The sequence below is a fragment of the Mesorhizobium sp. B2-4-6 genome, from assembly GCF_006442775.1.
GTDB lineage: Bacteria > Pseudomonadota > Alphaproteobacteria > Rhizobiales > Rhizobiaceae > Mesorhizobium.
Genome location: NZ_VFVI01000012.1, coordinates 105,233 through 121,319, shown reverse-complemented (window position 1 = coordinate 121,319; position 16,087 = coordinate 105,233). Strand labels below are relative to the sequence as shown.

Sequence of the window (16,087 nt, the reverse complement as noted above, 5' to 3'; positions counted from 1 at the left end):
CGGCAGGCCAGAGAGGGGTGTGAAGGAACCTTGGAATACGAGCTCGTTCAAAAGGAAACCCATCGAAAGGCTTGCCTTTGATTGGCTGACAGGTCGGCGGGACAGCACCCCCCTCTGTCCTGCCGGACATCTCCCCCACAAGGGGGGAGATCAGCAGTTCCGCCAACCGCACCTCTCCAGCCCGCACTTAATTATGCCGCGATCTACTTCAAGAACCCGTTTTTCTTCAAAAAGTCCTCCGCCACGCCCTTCGCTGGCTCACCGCCCAGCTGCACGCGGCCGTTGAGCTCCTGCAGCGTGACCAGATCGAGCTTGGCGAAAACCGGCTTCAGCAGCGCCTCGATTTCCGGGTGCTGCTTCAAGACCTCTTCGCGGATGATCGGCGCCGGCTGGTAGACGGGCTGAACGCCCTTGTCGTCCTCGAGCACGACGAGGCCCGAGGGCTGGATGCCGCCATCGGTGCCGTAGACCATGGCGGCGTTGGCGCCGTTGGTCTGGTTGGCGGCGGCGGCGATGGTCGCGGCGGTATCGCCACCGGAGAGGGTGATCAACTGATCGGGCTTCAGCGTGAAGCCGTAGGTCGTCTGGAAGGCCGGAAGCGCGGCGGCCGAATTGACGAACTCGGCCGAAGCCGCGAGCACCACCTTGCCGCCGCCCGCGACGTATTTGCCGAAGTCCGAGAGCGTGACGAGCTTGTTCTCGTCGGTCATTTCCTTGCGCAGCGCGATCGCCCAAGTGTTGTTGGCCGGCGACGGCGACAGCCAGACGATCTTGTTGGCGTCGTAGTCCAGCTTCTTGGCGGTTTCGTAAGCCTTGGCGGCGTCCTTCCAGACCGGATCGTCGGCCTTCTGGAAGAAGAACGCGGCATTGCCGGTATATTCGGGATAGATGTCGATCTCGCCGGCGGTGATCGCCTTGCGCACCACTGGCGTCGCGCCGAGCTGGATGCGGTCCGTCGTCTTGATGTTGTTGGCGTTAAGCACGAGCTGGATGATGTTGCCCAGCACCCCGCCTTCCGTGTCGATCTTCGAGGAGACGACCACCTGGGCGTTGGCCGAGGCGGTGGCAAGGCCGAGCGCGATGGCCGCAACTGCGAGCTTTCCGATTGAAAACATTGTGAAAATCCCTTGCTATGAACCGAGGATCCGGTGGCCGCATATGAGCACGGCTATAACGGCCAGTCGGGGCACACGGTTTCATAAGTAGGGGGACGCGCGCAATAATTTTGTTCGGCGGGCCCAGCCTTACCACCCGGCATAACGCAATGCCGACCTAAGGTCGGCTGGCGGCCTGCGCTGTTCTGGTGAATATTAGGAACTGCGGGGTCGGCGGCCAACACGGGAGTTATGTCATGGCCAAGCACCAAGTCGGCTACCTCATCGGCAGCCTCGCCAAGGGCTCCATCAACCGCAGGCTCGCGAACGCCCTCGTAAAACTGGCGCCGCCGGAACTTGAAATGACGGAAATCCCCTTCAGGGACCTGCCGCTCTACAGCTACGACTATGACGCCAACTTTCCACCGGTCGCGCTGGAGTTCAAGAAAGCCATCGCGTCCGTCCAGGCGGTGCTTTTCGTCACGCCGGAATACAACCGCTCGATCCCCGGCGGCCTGAAGAATGCGATCGACTGGGCCAGCCGCCCATACGGCAAGAACTCCTTTGCCCGCAAACCGACTGCCGTCATCGGGACGTCACCCGGCGCGATCGCGACCGCGGTCGCCCAGCAGAGCCTGCGCAGTGTCTTGAGCTTCTGCAACGCACCCCAGATGAACTCTCCTGAAGCCTATATTCAGTTTACCCCGGGATTGATCACCGACGATGGCGAGGTGACGGTAGAGTCGACCGAAACATTCCTGCGCAACTACATGCAAGAGTTCCACATGTTCATCGCGCGGGTCCTGCAGGTACTCCCGCCGGATGCATGACACTTGCCGCTTAAAGCGCATCACGCTGAAACGGATTCAGGCGACGCGCTTTTAAGTCTTTGTTTGGATGCATGTCGTTCTCCCAGAACCGCCGCGCACTTCTGGGCGACATGCATCAGGGGCAGGCTGTTCGAGCGGGCTGGAAGAACTGATCCAGCGCCTTCTTCAAAGTTTGGGGGCGCCCACCATCTTCAACGTGCCGAGCGCGACAAAACAAAGCACTACGACCGGGAACACGATCCAGTTCAGCATGGTCCAGCCCCAGGCGTTGTAGATCGCGCCCGACATCAGCGAGGCAAAGGCGACGGAGCCGAACAGGACGAAGTCGTGGAAGCCCTGGACCTTGCTCTTCTCTGAAGGCCGGTAGCTGGCGGCGACCATCGCCGTGGCACCGATGAAACCGAAATTCCAACCGAGTCCCAGAAGGATCAGCGCCGTCCAGAACTGCCACAGCGCCAGGCCGGAAAGCGCCACGGCGCCGCAGCCGATCAGCAGGACAAGGCCGGTCGCCACGATGCGTTCGGCGCCGAAGCGGTGGACCAGCGAACCGGTGAAAAAGCTCGGCGCGAACATCGCCATGACATGCCAGGAAATGCCAAGCGTCGCATTGTCTTCCGACAGGCCGCAGCCGACCATGGCGAGCGGCGCGCCGGTCATGACGAAGCTCATCAGCGCGTAGCTGCCGACGGTGCAGAACAGCGCGGCGACGAAACGCGGCTGGGTGACGATTTCGATCAGGGGGCGGGCGTCGCTTGCAGCGATTTCAGAGACAGCGTCAGTCCGCGAGGAAACCCGCAGGAACGACAGGATGAGCGCGCCGGCCGCCGCCAGGGGCAGGATCGAGATGAAGGACCCGGCAAACATCACCGGAGCCAGCAGTTCGCGCGTGTAGATGACGATCTGCGGCCCGAGGATGGCGGTGATGATGCCGCCCGCCAGCACGAAGGAGATGGCGCGCGCCTTGAATTCGGGTGGCGCATTGTCGGCGGCGGCGAAACGGAACTGCTGGACGAAGGCGCCGCCGACACCGATGACGCAGAGGCCGAAGGCAAACAGCCAGAAGCTCGACTGATAGAGCGCGAGCGTCGCGATCAGGCCGCCGAGCGCGGTGACGATGGTGCCTATCATGAAGCCGCCGCGATGGCCGAGGCTGCGGATGATGGCGGCGGCTGGCAAGGCACCGAGCGCCACGCCGATGTTGAAGCCGGTGACCGGCGCGGTGGCCAGGGATTTGTCGGGACCGAGCAGATATTGCCCGGCCAGCGCGCCGAGCGAAATGGCGATCGGCGCGGCCGAACCGACGATTGCCTGCGCCGCGGCAAGCAGCACCGCGGTTCGACGCCCTTCCCTGCCGGCCTCGGCGACCGCGGCCGTTACGGTTGTCACGAAGCGTCCTTGCCACGGCCCTCGCCGCGAACCCGGCGCGAGACGCGATCAAGAACGGCGTTGACCAGCTTCGGCTCGTCTTCCTCGTAGAACGCCTTGGCGATGTCGACATATTCGGAGACGATGACGGCCACCGGCACATCCTCGCGCTTCATCAGTTCATAGACGCCGGCGCGCAGAATGGCGCGCAGCGTCGAATCCAGCCGCGACAGCGGCCAGTCCTCGGTCAGCGCCTGGCGGATGACGGGGTCGATGGTCTTCTGGTTCTCGACGACGCCGGTCAGGATGGCGCGGAACCATTGCGCATCGGCCTCGCGATAGAGCGCGCCGTCGACTTCCTTGCCGAGGCGAAAGGTCTCGTATTCGGCCGTGATCTCGAAGACACCGCTGCCGGCCACATCCATTTGATAGAGCGCCTGGACGGCGGCAAGACGGGCGGCGCCGCGCTTGTTGGCGTGGCGTACCGCTCCGGTCGAGGCGGGCTCGGTCACGATTGGGCTCCGAATTTCTCTTTGAGCGCGATCATGGTCAGCGCCGCGCGCGCGGCGAAGCCGCCCTTGTCGCCTTCCGTCTTTCGCGCACGCGCCCATGCCTGCGCGTCGTTTTCTGTGGTCAGAATGCCATTGCCGATCGCGATCGCCTCCTGCACCGAAAGGTCCATGAGCGCGCGGCTCGATTCATTGGCGACGATGTCGAAATGGTAGGTGTCGCCGCGGACGACGGTTCCTAGCGCGACAAAACCGTCGTAATGCGTGCCGCCTTCGGCCGCGCCATCGAGCGCGAAGGTGATGACAGCAGGTATTTCGAGCGAGCCAGGAACCGTGACGACGTCATATGTGGCGCCAGCCTCGTCGAGCGCGCCGGTCGCACCTTCGAGGAGCGCGTCGGCGAGATCGTCGTGAAAGCGCGCTTCGACAATGAGCAGATGCGCCTTCGCCTTCGGGCGAATGAACGCTTTGCCGTGTTGGGATGTGCCTGCCATAAAAGTCTCCGGGGGGTTGCCGGTGACTTAGGCCGAAGCCGGGTTTATCGCAAGCGGAAGATTGGCGGACCGACACCAACGCTGTATCTCTCGAAGGATTCAGATCCCGGGGCAGCGCGATGTTTCGGTACTTTGTTTGGCTAGGCAGGCGAAGCCTCAAGGATCGAGATCGGCGCGGTGGTGTCGATCACTCGCTCGAGCTTCAGCCCTGCGGCCTCGAACAGCCTGGCGTATTGCGCCTCGGTCCGCTCGAAGCCGCCGGTGACCGCGAGCATGACCACATCGATGGCCTTGATCTGGGCTGGTTCGTCGCCCGCAGGGACGAGCGTCTCGGCCACAAGCACCCTGCCATGCGTTTGCATAGCCTCGCGGCAACGGCGCAAGATCAACTCCGCGCGTTCATCGTCCCAATCGTGGATCACCTTCTTGATTACATAGACGTCGCCGACGGGGACGCTGTCGAAGAAGTCGCCGACGACGAAGTCGGTGCGCGACGGATCGCTCCCGGCCTCCTGGCGCGCCGCCGCCACTCCGGAGGCGAGATCGAGAAGAACCCCGCTCAAATGGGGATTGCGGGCAAGGATGGCCGAGAGAAGCTGGCCATGCCCGCCGCCGACATCGACGACCCGCGTATATCGGCTGAAATCATAGGCGTCGGCGACCGCCTCGTTACTGCCTTGGCCCTGGGCAATCATAGCTCGCTGAAACAGGGCAGCCTGTTCCGGGTGGGCCGAAAGCCAATCGAACCTCGGACTTCCGAACACCTTGTCGAAGGCCGGCTTTCCGGTGCGGACGGAATGCAGAAGCTGCTCGAACGCAAGATAGGCCTCGCCGTTGACCATCCGGATGAAGTCGCGTGGTCCGGGTCGATCGGAACGAAGCGCCGCGCCCACCTCCATCAAGGCAAAATGACGAGGGCGAACTTCAGTGAAGACCCCCTCCGGCGCCAGAAGCCGCATGACGCGATAGAGCGATTCCTCATCCGTCTTCGTGGCGGCCGCCAAATCTTCAACTGACTGCTCGCCGGAAGCCAGAAGATCAGGAATGCCGAGTTCGATGACGACGCGCAGCGCCTGTGACACGGCAAATCCGAAACCCAGCCTCATGACTTGTTGCGACGGGTTGGTCATGGCTTTCCCCTCCGGACAGGTGAAAAGCTTACGAGGGGCGCGAGCAGAAGTGAAGCGGGACGCAGTGTTGAACGGCGCGGCCTCGCGACTTTAGTCAAAGCCCTTCTTTCGCTGCCTCCGCTAGGCGCGCGGCGTAACGGGCCATGGTGTCGATCTCGATGTTGACGCGGTCGCCGGCCTGTCGCTCGCCCCAGGTGGTGACGCTCAGCGAGTGATGGATGAGCAGCACGTCGAAGCGTGTGCCTTCGACCTTGTTGACGGTGAGTGAGGTGCCGTCGAGCGCGACCGACCCTTTCGGCGCGATGAACTTCGCCAGATGCCGCGGCGCCTCCAGCGTGAAGCGCACGGCATCGCCCTCCTCCTTGCGTTCGACGATTTCGGCGGTGCCGTCGACATGGCCGGAGACGATGTGGCCGCCGAGCTCGTCGCCGATCTTCAGCGCCCGTTCGAGATTGATCCGGGTACCGGATTTCCAGCTGGATGCCGTGGTGAGCCTCAGCGCTTCCTCCCAAGCCTCGACCTCGAACCAGCGTGCGTTGGAGCCATGTTCCGGGAGCGCCGTGACGGTCAGGCAGACGCCGCCGCATGAAATCGAGGCGCCGATGGCGATGGTCTCCGGATCATAGGCCGTATCGATGCGCAAGCCGACGCCCTCGGCAAGTGGCTTCACCGCGGCCACGGTGCCGACATCGGTCACAATTCCTGTGAACATTAAAGGTCCCTCACCCATTCGGAGTAGCTGTCTTCGCCGAAGCGCATGTCACGCAGTTTGCGAAAACCTGTCGGGATATGGTCGGCGTCGATGGGCGATGCAATGCCATCCTCGCCGATCGCCTCAGGTCCCTGGAAGAGGACGATGCGGTCTACCAGGTCTTCCTCGAGGAAGGCCTTGGCCACCTTGGCGCCGCCTTCGACCAAAACGCTTGCCATGCCAAGCGCGGCAAGGTCTTCGAGCAATTCCGGCAAGGCGACGACGCCGTCATGGGTTTCAGTGCCGATGAAGCGCACGCCGGCACGCTCGAGCGCCGCCCGCCGGTGCGGGTCGGCTTCCAGACACGCGGCGACATAGAGCGGCACGCGATCTACGCCGGAAACGAGCTTGGATGTCTCCGGCAGTTGGATCTGCCGATCGAGGATGATGCGCGCCGGCGAGCGGTTCTCAAGCCCCGGCAGGCGCACGGTCAGCGCTGGGTCGTCCTCCAGCGCCGTGCCGATGCCGACGAGGATGGCGTCGGACTCGGCGCGCATCAAATAGACATCGCGCCGCGCGATCTCGCCGGTGATGGCGACCTGGCCCGCGCCTTTGCGGCCGATCTTGCCGTCGCTCGAAAGCGCAAGCTTCAGAGTTACTTCCGGGCGCTTCTTCAGAGAGCGAGTCAGATAGCCGGCCATCTGTTCGGCGGCCTCGGCGGCCAGCACTTTCTCCACCACATCGACGCCGGCGGCGCGCAGGATGGCGTAGCCCTTGCCGGAGACGCGCGGGTCGGGATCGCTCGCCGCGCCGACGACGCGCGCGATGCCGGCATTGACCAGCGCGTTGGCGCAAGGCGGCGTGCGGCCGTGATGGGCGCAAGGCTCCAAAGTAACGTAAGCCGTAGCACCACGCGCAAGCTCGCCGGCCTCGGCCAGAGCTTCGGTCTCGGCATGCGGGCGGCCGCCGACGGCCGTCACGCCGGTACCGACGATCATTGGGCCAGCGCCGCCGTCGCGCACGATGATGGTGCCGACGGAAGGGTTGGTCGAGGTGCGCCCGGCATTGCGGCGCGACAACCTGATGGCCGCGGCCATGAAACGGCGATCAAGAGCCGCCTGCGCGGCCTCGTCCAGTCGCTGTCCCGCCATGATCAGCCAGCGTCCTCTTCGGTCTTTTCCTCGTCGCCCTTCAGTTCGCCCAGCAGCTCATGAAAATCCTTGGCCTCGCGGAAATTGCGATAGACCGAGGCGAAGCGGACATAGGCGACGTCATCCAGCGATTTCAGCGCATCCATGACCAGCCGGCCGACTTCGCCCGAAGCAACCTCGGTTTCGCCGGAGCTTTCGAGCTGGCGCACGATGCCGGTGACGGCGCGGTCGATGCGCTCGGGGTCGACATTGCGCTTGCGCACGGCGATCTCGACGGAGCGCAGCAGCTTGTCACGGTCGAAAGGCACCTTGCGGCCGGACTTCTTGATGACGACGAGGTCGCGCAGTTGGACGCGCTCGAAAGTCGTGAAACGGCCGCCGCAATCGGGGCACACCCGCCGCCTGCGGATCGCCGCGCCATCCTCGGCGGGACGCGAATCCTTCACCTGCGTATCTTCGGACTGGCAATAGGGGCAGCGCATGGAGAGCCTTGGGTTCGCGATTCTGTGGGCGAAAGGCTTAGAGCCTTTTATGCCTCAGAGATAGCGAGGCATAAGCAAGATTGCCAGCGCCCCACCCCGCTGGCCGACAGGTGTCAGGGCGCGACGTCCTTGGTCGAGAAACCGCAGGACGTTCCGAGATTGCGATAGGCCTTGGTGAAGCCGTCCATCGGAATGCTGGTGACCTTCTGTTTGCCGAAGGTCACATCAAGCGAGGTGACCTTGCGCATGGCGCGCAGCAGGGCGAGGCTGGTCTTGGCCTGGTTGTCAACCATCCAGCTGGGACGACCACCCGCGGCGCCGTTGGAGGTCACGGTCGCAGCGACCTTCACGCCAGGGTCGCCGAAGGTCGCGGCGATCCTGTCGCCGGTCGGCAGGTTCCCGTTGTCGATGATGAACATGATGGCCGGATACGCGTCAGGCGGCAGCGCGTCGCCGGTCGAGATCGACAGCGTCAGGGAACCGGCGTTGCCGTTGCCGTCGAGGAAAGCCGTCGAGGCGGCACAGGTCTTGTGCGCATCCTGCCCGGTATCGAGCGTATCGATGATGGTGGTCCACTTGCCGAAGGTATTGGTGGCCGGCATGTCGGATCCGGGCTGCGCTTGTTCCTGCGCAACCGCGCCGGACAGGGCGAAAACGGCCAGCGAGCCAGACAGGGCCAGGGCGGCAAGACGGAAAGTGCGCATCATCAGGTCTCCGGTAGGCCGCGCCGCCGGATCAAGGAGCGGCGCGAAGCGCAGGGATAAAAGATGACGTATGTCGCGCGGTCAACCGACGGAGGGCAACCGACCGATGATCAACCGAGATAGGGATAGAGCGGGAAACGATCGGTAAGCGCCATGACCTTGGCCTTGACGGCGGCCTCGACCGCCGCATTGCCGTCGTCGGAATTCGCCACCTTCAGCCCGTCCAGCACCTCGGCGATCAGCTTGCCGATCTCGCGGAATTCGGCCTGGCCGAAGCCGCGCGTGGTGCCGGCCGGCGTGCCGAGGCGTACGCCCGACGTCACGAACGGCTTTTCCGGATCGAACGGGATGCCGTTCTTGTTGCAGGTGATGTTGGCGCGGCCGAGGGCTGCTTCCGCGCGCTTGCCTGTGGCGTTCTTCGGACGAAGGTCGACCAGCATCAAATGATTGTCGGTGCCGCCCGAGACGATGTCGAGGCCGGTCTCCTGCAGGCTGGAGGCCAGCGCCTTGGCATTGGCGACGATGCTTTCGGCATAGGTCTTGAAGCTCGGCTTCAGCGCTTCGCCCAGCGCCACCGCCTTGGCGGCAATGACATGCATCAGCGGGCCGCCCTGCAGGCCCGGAAACACCGCCGAGTTCATCTTCTTGGCGATGTCCTCGTCGTTGCACAGGATCATGCCTCCGCGCGGACCGCGCAGCGATTTGTGGGTCGTCGTGGTCACGACATGGGCATGAGGCAGCGGCGACGGATGCATGCCGCCGGCAACGAGGCCAGCGATATGCGCCATGTCGACCATCAGATAGGCGCCGATCGAATCGGCGATCTCGCGGAAGCGCTTCCAGTCCCAGATGCGCGAATAGGCGGTGCCGCCGGCCAGGATCAGCTTCGGCTTGGTCTCGTGCGCGGTCTTCTCGATCGCGTCCATGTCGAGCAGGTGATCGTCCTTGCGCACGCCGTAGGAGACGACCTTGAACCACTTGCCGCTCATGTTGACCGGCGAGCCGTGGGTGAGATGGCCGCCCGAATTCAGGTCGAGGCCCATGAAGGTGTCGCCGGGCTGCAGCAGCGCCAGGAACACGGCCTGGTTCATCTGGCTGCCCGAATTCGGCTGGACGTTGGCGAAGTTACAGCCAAAGAGCTTTTTCGCGCGCTCGATGGCCAGTTCCTCGGCCACGTCGACGAACTGGCAGCCGCCATAGTAGCGCTTGCCCGGATAACCCTCGGCATATTTGTTGGTCATGATCGAGCCCTGCGCTTCGAGCACGGCGCGCGACACGATGTTTTCCGACGCGATCAGCTCGATCTCGTGGCGCTGGCGGCCAAGCTCGTTGCGGATGGCACCGAAGATTTCCGGATCGGCGTCGGCAAGCGTGGTCTCGAAGAAGGATTCGAATTTGCTGGAGGCTGCCGCTGCGTTTGACATGGCTTGCTTTCCCTTGGGGCCGGAGGTCTGCGAGGTCGCCGCGCATTAACACAGTTGTTTTCGGGCCGCCACGTTTGCGGCGCGAAATTTGCTGGCCGGTTTGCGCCAAGACAAACCCGTCCAGTTCTAATCCCGCGGTTCGCGGCCCTTGAGGATCGCTTCCGAGAAGGTGATCTCGGTGAACAGCTTGCGCGCCGTATGGTCATTGATGTCGCCACGGCGAAGCATCGCCTGCAGTTCGGCCCGCTCGGCCTCGATGCCGGCAAGTCTGAATCCGAGCTCGATCCGCCCGGATTCACGAGCCTCGGCACGCGCGTCGTCGGCGCCGTCGGAGAGCGAGATGCGCCGCCGGTAGATGGATGCGACACTCTCGGCGATGGCAAGCTTGATGTCCGCCGCCTCTCCTTCGTTGCCGTCGCTGGCGAGGCCTTCGATCCTGGCGATGGCCGCGTTGGCGGCGCCGACACGGGCCCGGCGCTCTTCGGCCGCACCTGGATGCTCGCCGGGTTCGACGAGACCGCGCGCGACCGTAGGCAGGGTAAGGCTCGCAATCGCCAGCGAGCATATGATGACGCCGGCGGCGAGGAAGATCACGAGGTCGCGAGCCGGAAAGGGCGAGCCGTCCTGCAAGGTAAGCGGCAGGGACAGGATGCCGGCCAGCGTCACCGCGCCGCGCACGCCTGCGATGGAGCCGGCGAGCCTGACGCGAAAGCCAAAGGGTTCGGCCTTGCGCTTGCCGAGCCGCGCGGCAAGCACGGCGCCCATGTCGCCGATCCAGATCCAGACATAGCGCAGCCCGATCAGGCAGAGCGTGAGCAACAGCACGGTCAATGCCGGCTCGAACAGCCAATGCCGGGCCGTCAGTTCCGGCGGCACCTTGCGGATGATGTCGGGCAGTTGCAGGCCAAGCAGGATGAACAGCGAGCCGTTGAACATGAAGATCAGCATCGACCAGAGCGAGATCGTCTGGATGCGCGCCGAGACCGCCATGTGGCGGACGATGCCGGAATATCCGGTCAACAGGCCGGCGGTGACAGCCGCCAGAACGCCCGACGCGTTCAAATGCTCGGCGATCAGATAGGCGACGAAGGGCAACAGCACCATGACCAGCACCTGCGCCTCGGCCGGTGTGCTGGTGATGCGGCCGAGGATCTGCAACGACTTCGCGGCGATGAACAGCGCCGCGACGCCGGCGAGAATGCCGATCGCCACTGCCAAGAGGAAACTCAGGGATGCCGCGGCGAACGAAAAGCTGCCGGTCAGCGCCGCCGCGACCGTGAAGCGGAACATCACCAGGCCCGAGGCATCGTTGAGCAGGGATTCGCCTTCCAATATGTGCATCAGCCGCGCCGGGACGACATTGCGGTCGACGATCGAGGACACGGCGACCGCATCAGTCGGCGACAGCACGGCGGCCAGGGCGAAGGCGACCACCAGCGGAATGCTCGGCACCAGCCAGTGCAAGGCGTAACCGAAGCCGACGATGGTGAAGAAGACGAGCCCGATGGCGAGGTCGAGGATCGGGCTGCGCAGCGCTATCAGCTCGCGCTTCGGCGCCGAGAACGCATCGCCGAACAGAAGCGGCGGAATGAATACCAGGAGGAACAGCTCCGGGTCGATCTCGACATGCAGTCCGCGTGCCGGCCAGGCCAGGCCGGCGCCGATCGCGATCTGCAGTACCGGCAGCGGCACGCGCACCAGCCGCACCAGCGCACCGGAAACGGTTACGAAGGCGAGCACGACGAGAATGAAGACGGCGACGTCCATGGCGCGATTCCGGCTAGTCGACCGACCATGGCCAATTGCCGGCCCCGCGTCCAGCCGGCCGGACGTCACCTGGCGTATCATGCGGGCGACGTCCCGTTCCGCCCGGACAATTCAGGTTGATGGAACGCCCTATGGCGACAGAACCGCCTTGGGCACGGAACAAAGCGCCGTGAAGGCGGGATTCACGACATTGCCGACGCGCAGGCTGCAGGTCTGGCTGACCAGTTGATGCGCGTCCATCGTGTCCAGGCCTGCACGGCGCGCCACCCAGCGCACCAGCCCGGCGACCGCGATGCGGGCGGCGTCGTCCAGCGGCCGCGCGCAGCCGATGACGCCGATATGGCTTTCGGTCTCCAGGCGCGGCCAGTCGAAGCTCTCATCCGGCACCGCCTTCTCGGCGGACAGGGTCGTGAAGAAGGCGCCCTCGACCGCGGTGCCCGCGATCTCGCCATCACCCTGCGCGTAATGTCCGTCACCGATATAGATGTGCCCGCCATCGACATTGGCCCGCAGGTAGAGCGTCGCGCCTTCCCTCAGATCCGGGATGTCGAAATTGCCGCCGAAGTCGCCGGGAACGACGCCGAGGCGAACCTCGCCATGAGCGGGCGCGACGCCCAGCGTGCCGTGGAACGGCCGATAGCTGGCGGAAAGCGTGCGGCCGGAGGAGGTCCGTGTGGTCAATTGCGTTCGATCCGGCGAGAGGCGCCAGATCCACACCCGCTCCTCCTGCTCCCGCTGCAAGTTAGGCGAGGCGCGGGTTCCCGACAGGAAGCCGAAATTCGGTGATATCGTCGCCACGCCCCAGTCACGAGCGGGCTCCAGGCGATGCAGGCGGATCGCCATGATATCGCCGGCCCTGATGCCTTCGACGGCGATCGGACCGACCAGCGGGTTGACTTTCGGATAGGGCGCGACCTTGCGCGGCTTGCCGTCGACGCTCGTCAGCTTACCGGAAAAGCAGTCCTCGGTGAACACCGTGAATTGCTCGCCAGGCCTGACGGAAAGCCGCGGCGCATGCCCTCCCAGTTGGAAGACGAAATCGTGCCCGTCATTCAGCGGTCGAACCAAGTGCCGGCTCCCAGTTTCTCGACTATGTCGACGAATGCCTGCGTGGCGTCGCGATGTATACTGTGGCCGACATTGGGCATCACGACGACAGACCGCTCGCCGACCTCTGCCCGCAGGCGGGCGGTGTCGTCGGTCGGGACAAACCGGCTCACTTCCGGCAGGACCCAAACCGTCGGCAGCATCCGGGCAAGGCGCGCCGCCTCATCCCGCAGATCCCAGGGCGCGTTGCCGGCGAAGGCTGAACGCGCGTCATCGAACGATATCTGCTCGAGCGACACGACTTTCCAGGCAGCGTCCCGCCGCGACCAGCCTGGATTGAGTTTCAGCAGCCCCTCGATGTCGTGGGGCAGATTTGCTTCGTCCCAGTCCAGCATGCCCTTCGGCGTCGCCTTGTCGGCAAAATGCGAAACCGGGTCTTCCAGAAGCATTGCCTTCGGCCGGAACAGGCCGCGCAGCACGCCAAGCTGCGCCATTGTGCCACCGAAGGAATGGCCAAGCAGCACATCCGGCGCGGCAGGCAGGTTCCCGGCGAAATCGGAGAGCAGGCTGTCGAAGGAAAAATCGCCGTCGCCCCGCGCGCTTTCGCCGTGGCCGCGCATGTCGGGAGCGATCACCTGCCAGCCACGCGCGGCAAGCACACGCGCCGGCTCGGTCATGGCGCCTGCATTGGCGGTGATGCCGTGCAGCGCCACCATCGTCTTCGGCGCGCCGCGGTCGCCCCAGCGCATGATGTTGAGCGTCACCATGTCAGGCTCCCGCCGCCCAGCCGACGATCTGCCGCCAGAGCGTCGTGTAGCCCGGCCAATCGACAAAAGCGGGCGGCGCCCAATGCGGCCCGCAATCCGACGCGAAGGCGACCGACCGGCCCTTGCCGAATTCCGCCGCGACGATCAAGGGATCGTTGCCGACGGTCGCGACCACCGTCGCCTTCTGCCTGGCGGCAAAGCGGTTGTAGCCGAGCAGCGCCGGCCACTCCGCTTCCAGCCCGCCGACGATCGGGTGACTTGCTGCGGCAACACGCGGCTTCACGCCTTGCGGCCGCTCGGCGCGGTCATCGCCCGCCTCCATTTCCACTCCCAGCACCTCCGCGACTTCGGTGTCGCGATAGCGCGCCTTGGCGTCGATGCCCTGGAAGGTCATATAGCCGCCGACCATCACCAGACCGCCACCGCCGAGGACATAGTCGCGTATCGCTTCGAGGCGATTGGGCAGCATCTTCGACCGCACGAACGTGTCGGGATGGAGCAACAGGGTGTTGGCGCCGATGTCGCTCAGCATAACGCAGTCGAACTTCGCCAGCTCGCCGGCGCTGAAGGGGAAGTCGCGCGCGGCGACATGGGCCGGCTGGTAGACAACGTCCCAGCCACCGCCTTCGAGGGCGTCGCGCAGCCAGCGCACGCCTTCGGCGTACTCCGTCGTGGTGAAGGAATCGAAGCCCTTCTGGTGGATCGAATGAACGGTCCAGGATTCGCCCGCTATCAGGACGCGACGGCTCTTTGTCATACTTCCTCTCCTGTTCTGTAAGGCCGGCTGGCCAGCCGCTTCAGCGCGGCGATGAAAGCGGCGTGGATGCCCTCCCCGTCGAACTCGACGGCGATTTCGGCGTTCGGCTGCCCCGAGCGGCCGGTAAAGTCGATGACCGTGCGGCCATAGGTGAACTTGCCGGCGAGCTCGACCTCGACCCGAGCCGGAACGGTCCTGGCCAGGGAGGGTTCGGCCGCTACGAGCGATGCCACGGGATCGTTGAGCGGCATGGCGCCGGGCCCGAACACGCCCGGGCGGAATGTCGTGTTCAGCGAGCGTAGGAGCTCGGCAGCGAAGAGCCCGACCTTGCCGCCAATCGCCTCGGCGTCCGCGATCAATCCTTCGGTGATAATCGCCTGCGGTCCCACGTCGATCGGAAGAAGCGTCAAAGGAATGCCGGCCCCGAACACGATGGCCGCCGCCTCCGGATCGCACAGAACGTTCCACTCCGCCGCAGCTGTCTTGTTGCCGAGTCCCCAGGCCCCGCCGAGCGAGACGATGCGCCCGATCCTTTCCGCCAGGCCGGGATTGCGCCGCAGCGCCATGGCCAGATTGGTCAGCGGACCGGTGGTGACGACGGTAGCGGCGGCGCCCGAAAGGACCATCTCGGCGATGAGGTCGCTGGAGTGGCGTGGATCGAGGAGGACCGCTTCGAGATCCGGCCGCTCCGGGTCAAGCGCGCTCGCCTGGTCGAGGATGCCGGCGATCAGCCTGTCGCGCACCAATGGCCCCATGGCGCCGGCCGAAACCGGAACATCCTTGCGCCCCGTAACAGCAACGGCAATCGCGCCGTTCTGCGCCGTGCGGTCGCCGGCGAGATGACCGGCACCCGTCGTCACCGCCTTCAGGTCGAGCGCCTTATGGCCGGCGGCGACCAGGATGCCCAGGGCATCGTCATTGCCCGGATCGCAGTCGAGGATGATCGGCTTCGTCATTGGGGATTGTCCTGAATTCTGGCCGGCCGGTTGCGCACCAGGATGCGCCAGCGGGCGAAGGTCAGGCCGATTATGGCGGCGAGATAGGGCAGCATCAGCACGAACTGCGAGGGGATGGCGAACACTTGCAGGCGGTCGCCCAGCGCGCCGAAGACGCCGAACAGGAAGGACGCCGCCGCCGTCATCCAGGGCTGGCCGCCGCCGAACAGCGTCGCGGCCAGCCCGATGAAGCCGCGACCGCTGGTCATGTCCGGCAGGAAGAAATGCAGCTTGTCCATGGCAAGTTGCGCGCCGGCAAGCCCGGCCAGCAGGCCGCTGACCGCCAAGGACAGGGCTTTCATGACGGCGATGCGGATGCCGGCGGAGCGCGCGGCGTGCTCGTCCTCCCCCGCGGCCCGCAGGCTGGCGCCGAGCGGCGTCTTGTAGAGAAAGACATAGGTGAGCGGCACCGCGACAAGCGCGATGAGCACGATGATGCTCTGGCCTTCGAAGGCCGGGCCGAGCACCGGCAGCCAGGACAGCGATCCGGCGGGCACATGCCAGATGTCGGGAAAGGCGATCGGCCTCAGCCCGCCTGGACTGTTGTAGTAGCGCTCGAGGATGAACAATGTGCCGCCGGCGGCAAGCAGGTTGATGCCAAGGCCCGCCACGATGAAGTCAGCGAAGAAGCGCAAGGTCAGCAGCGCCAGAAGCTGCGAAAGCACCACCGCGGCCACCAGCGCCGACAGGAACGCAGGCCAGGCGCTGCCGCTCCAGTCGCCGACGGCGACGGCGGCGAAGGCGGCCGCCAGCATCATGCCCTCGACGGCAACATTAAGGATGTTGGCGCGCAAGGTGATCATCGCCGCCAGCGCGGCGAGAAGGATCGGGGTCGACTGTTCAAGGACGGCGGCGAGCAGCGATGTCAGGTTCATGCGCG

At 65.0% G+C, this 16,087-nt stretch carries 17 protein-coding genes; 1 reads left to right on the top strand and 16 read right to left on the bottom strand.

Features of this window, described 5'->3' with window-relative positions; genetic code table 11:
• Nucleotides 1-203: 203 nt before the first annotated feature.
• Nucleotides 204-1,115 carry an ABC transporter substrate-binding protein gene (locus tag FJ957_RS25270; protein ID WP_140835522.1) on the bottom strand — a complete coding sequence of 304 codons (912 nt, stop codon included), beginning with the start codon at nucleotides 1,113-1,115 and terminating at the stop codon, nucleotides 204-206.
• A gap of 236 nt (nucleotides 1,116-1,351) precedes the next feature.
• Between FJ957_RS25270 and FJ957_RS25265 the strand changes: the two genes are divergently transcribed.
• Nucleotides 1,352-1,924, top strand: coding sequence for an NADPH-dependent FMN reductase (locus FJ957_RS25265; protein ID WP_140835521.1), 573 nt, complete (start codon nucleotides 1,352-1,354; stop codon nucleotides 1,922-1,924).
• Nucleotides 1,925-2,089: 165 nt separating this feature from the next.
• Here the strand turns inward: FJ957_RS25265 and FJ957_RS25260 are convergent, their stop codons facing one another.
• From FJ957_RS25260 to FJ957_RS25190, 15 genes are all read right to left on the bottom strand, one after another.
• Entirely contained in the window at nucleotides 2,090-3,310 is a 1,221-nt protein-coding gene (locus FJ957_RS25260; RefSeq protein ID WP_140835520.1) for an MFS transporter, read from the bottom strand.
• Nucleotides 3,307-3,801: a transcription antitermination factor NusB gene (nusB, locus tag FJ957_RS25255; protein WP_140785261.1), complete on the bottom strand. Its 495-nt coding sequence runs from the start codon at nucleotides 3,799-3,801 to the stop codon at nucleotides 3,307-3,309. Before nusB ends, FJ957_RS25260 begins: the two co-directional genes overlap by 4 nt.
• Entirely contained in the window at nucleotides 3,798-4,292 is a 495-nt protein-coding gene (gene ribH, locus FJ957_RS25250) for a 6,7-dimethyl-8-ribityllumazine synthase (protein WP_140641425.1), read from the bottom strand. Before ribH ends, nusB begins: the two co-directional genes overlap by 4 nt.
• 140 nt (nucleotides 4,293-4,432) lie before the next feature.
• Nucleotides 4,433-5,251 carry a methyltransferase gene (locus FJ957_RS25245; protein ID WP_246685959.1) on the bottom strand — a complete coding sequence of 273 codons (819 nt, stop codon included), beginning with the start codon at nucleotides 5,249-5,251 and terminating at the stop codon, nucleotides 4,433-4,435.
• A gap of 265 nt (nucleotides 5,252-5,516) precedes the next feature.
• On the bottom strand, nucleotides 5,517-6,134 hold the full coding sequence (locus tag FJ957_RS25240; RefSeq protein ID WP_112129919.1) for a riboflavin synthase: 618 nt from the start codon (nucleotides 6,132-6,134) through the stop codon (nucleotides 5,517-5,519).
• On the bottom strand, nucleotides 6,134-7,264 hold the full coding sequence (gene ribD / locus FJ957_RS25235) for a bifunctional diaminohydroxyphosphoribosylaminopyrimidine deaminase/5-amino-6-(5-phosphoribosylamino)uracil reductase RibD (protein WP_181180706.1): 1,131 nt from the start codon (nucleotides 7,262-7,264) through the stop codon (nucleotides 6,134-6,136). The genes FJ957_RS25240 and ribD overlap by 1 nt, the downstream gene beginning before the upstream one ends.
• Nucleotides 7,265-7,266: 2 nt before the next feature.
• A complete protein-coding gene (nrdR, locus tag FJ957_RS25230; protein WP_140835518.1) occupies nucleotides 7,267-7,746 on the bottom strand; it encodes a transcriptional regulator NrdR in 480 nt (159 codons plus the stop codon).
• A gap of 113 nt (nucleotides 7,747-7,859) precedes the next feature.
• The gene (locus tag FJ957_RS25225; protein WP_140835569.1) at nucleotides 7,860-8,450 is read right to left on the bottom strand and encodes a hypothetical protein; all 591 of its coding nucleotides are present in this window, start codon (nucleotides 8,448-8,450) and stop codon (nucleotides 7,860-7,862) included.
• Nucleotides 8,451-8,560: 110 nt separating this feature from the next.
• Complete coding sequence (gene glyA / locus FJ957_RS25220; protein ID WP_140835517.1) at nucleotides 8,561-9,874, bottom strand: serine hydroxymethyltransferase; 1,314 nt, start codon at nucleotides 9,872-9,874, stop codon at nucleotides 8,561-8,563.
• A 126-nt stretch (nucleotides 9,875-10,000) separates the two neighbouring features.
• Complete coding sequence (locus FJ957_RS25215) at nucleotides 10,001-11,641, bottom strand: Na+/H+ antiporter (protein WP_140835516.1); 1,641 nt, start codon at nucleotides 11,639-11,641, stop codon at nucleotides 10,001-10,003.
• Nucleotides 11,642-11,770: 129 nt separating this feature from the next.
• Complete coding sequence (locus tag FJ957_RS25210) at nucleotides 11,771-12,709, bottom strand: acetamidase/formamidase family protein (RefSeq protein ID WP_181180705.1); 939 nt, start codon at nucleotides 12,707-12,709, stop codon at nucleotides 11,771-11,773.
• Nucleotides 12,694-13,455, bottom strand: a complete 762-nt coding sequence (locus tag FJ957_RS25205) for an alpha/beta hydrolase (protein WP_140835514.1) — start codon at nucleotides 13,453-13,455, stop codon at nucleotides 12,694-12,696. Before FJ957_RS25205 ends, FJ957_RS25210 begins: the two co-directional genes overlap by 16 nt.
• Before the next feature lies 1 nt (nucleotide 13,456).
• The gene (locus tag FJ957_RS25200) at nucleotides 13,457-14,212 is read right to left on the bottom strand and encodes a glutamine amidotransferase (protein WP_140835513.1); all 756 of its coding nucleotides are present in this window, start codon (nucleotides 14,210-14,212) and stop codon (nucleotides 13,457-13,459) included.
• Nucleotides 14,209-15,168 carry a nucleoside hydrolase gene (locus FJ957_RS25195; protein ID WP_140835512.1) on the bottom strand — a complete coding sequence of 320 codons (960 nt, stop codon included), beginning with the start codon at nucleotides 15,166-15,168 and terminating at the stop codon, nucleotides 14,209-14,211. Before FJ957_RS25195 ends, FJ957_RS25200 begins: the two co-directional genes overlap by 4 nt.
• Entirely contained in the window at nucleotides 15,165-16,082 is a 918-nt protein-coding gene (locus FJ957_RS25190) for an ABC transporter permease (RefSeq protein ID WP_140835511.1), read from the bottom strand. The genes FJ957_RS25195 and FJ957_RS25190 overlap by 4 nt, the downstream gene beginning before the upstream one ends.
• Nucleotides 16,083-16,087: the final 5 nt, after the last annotated feature.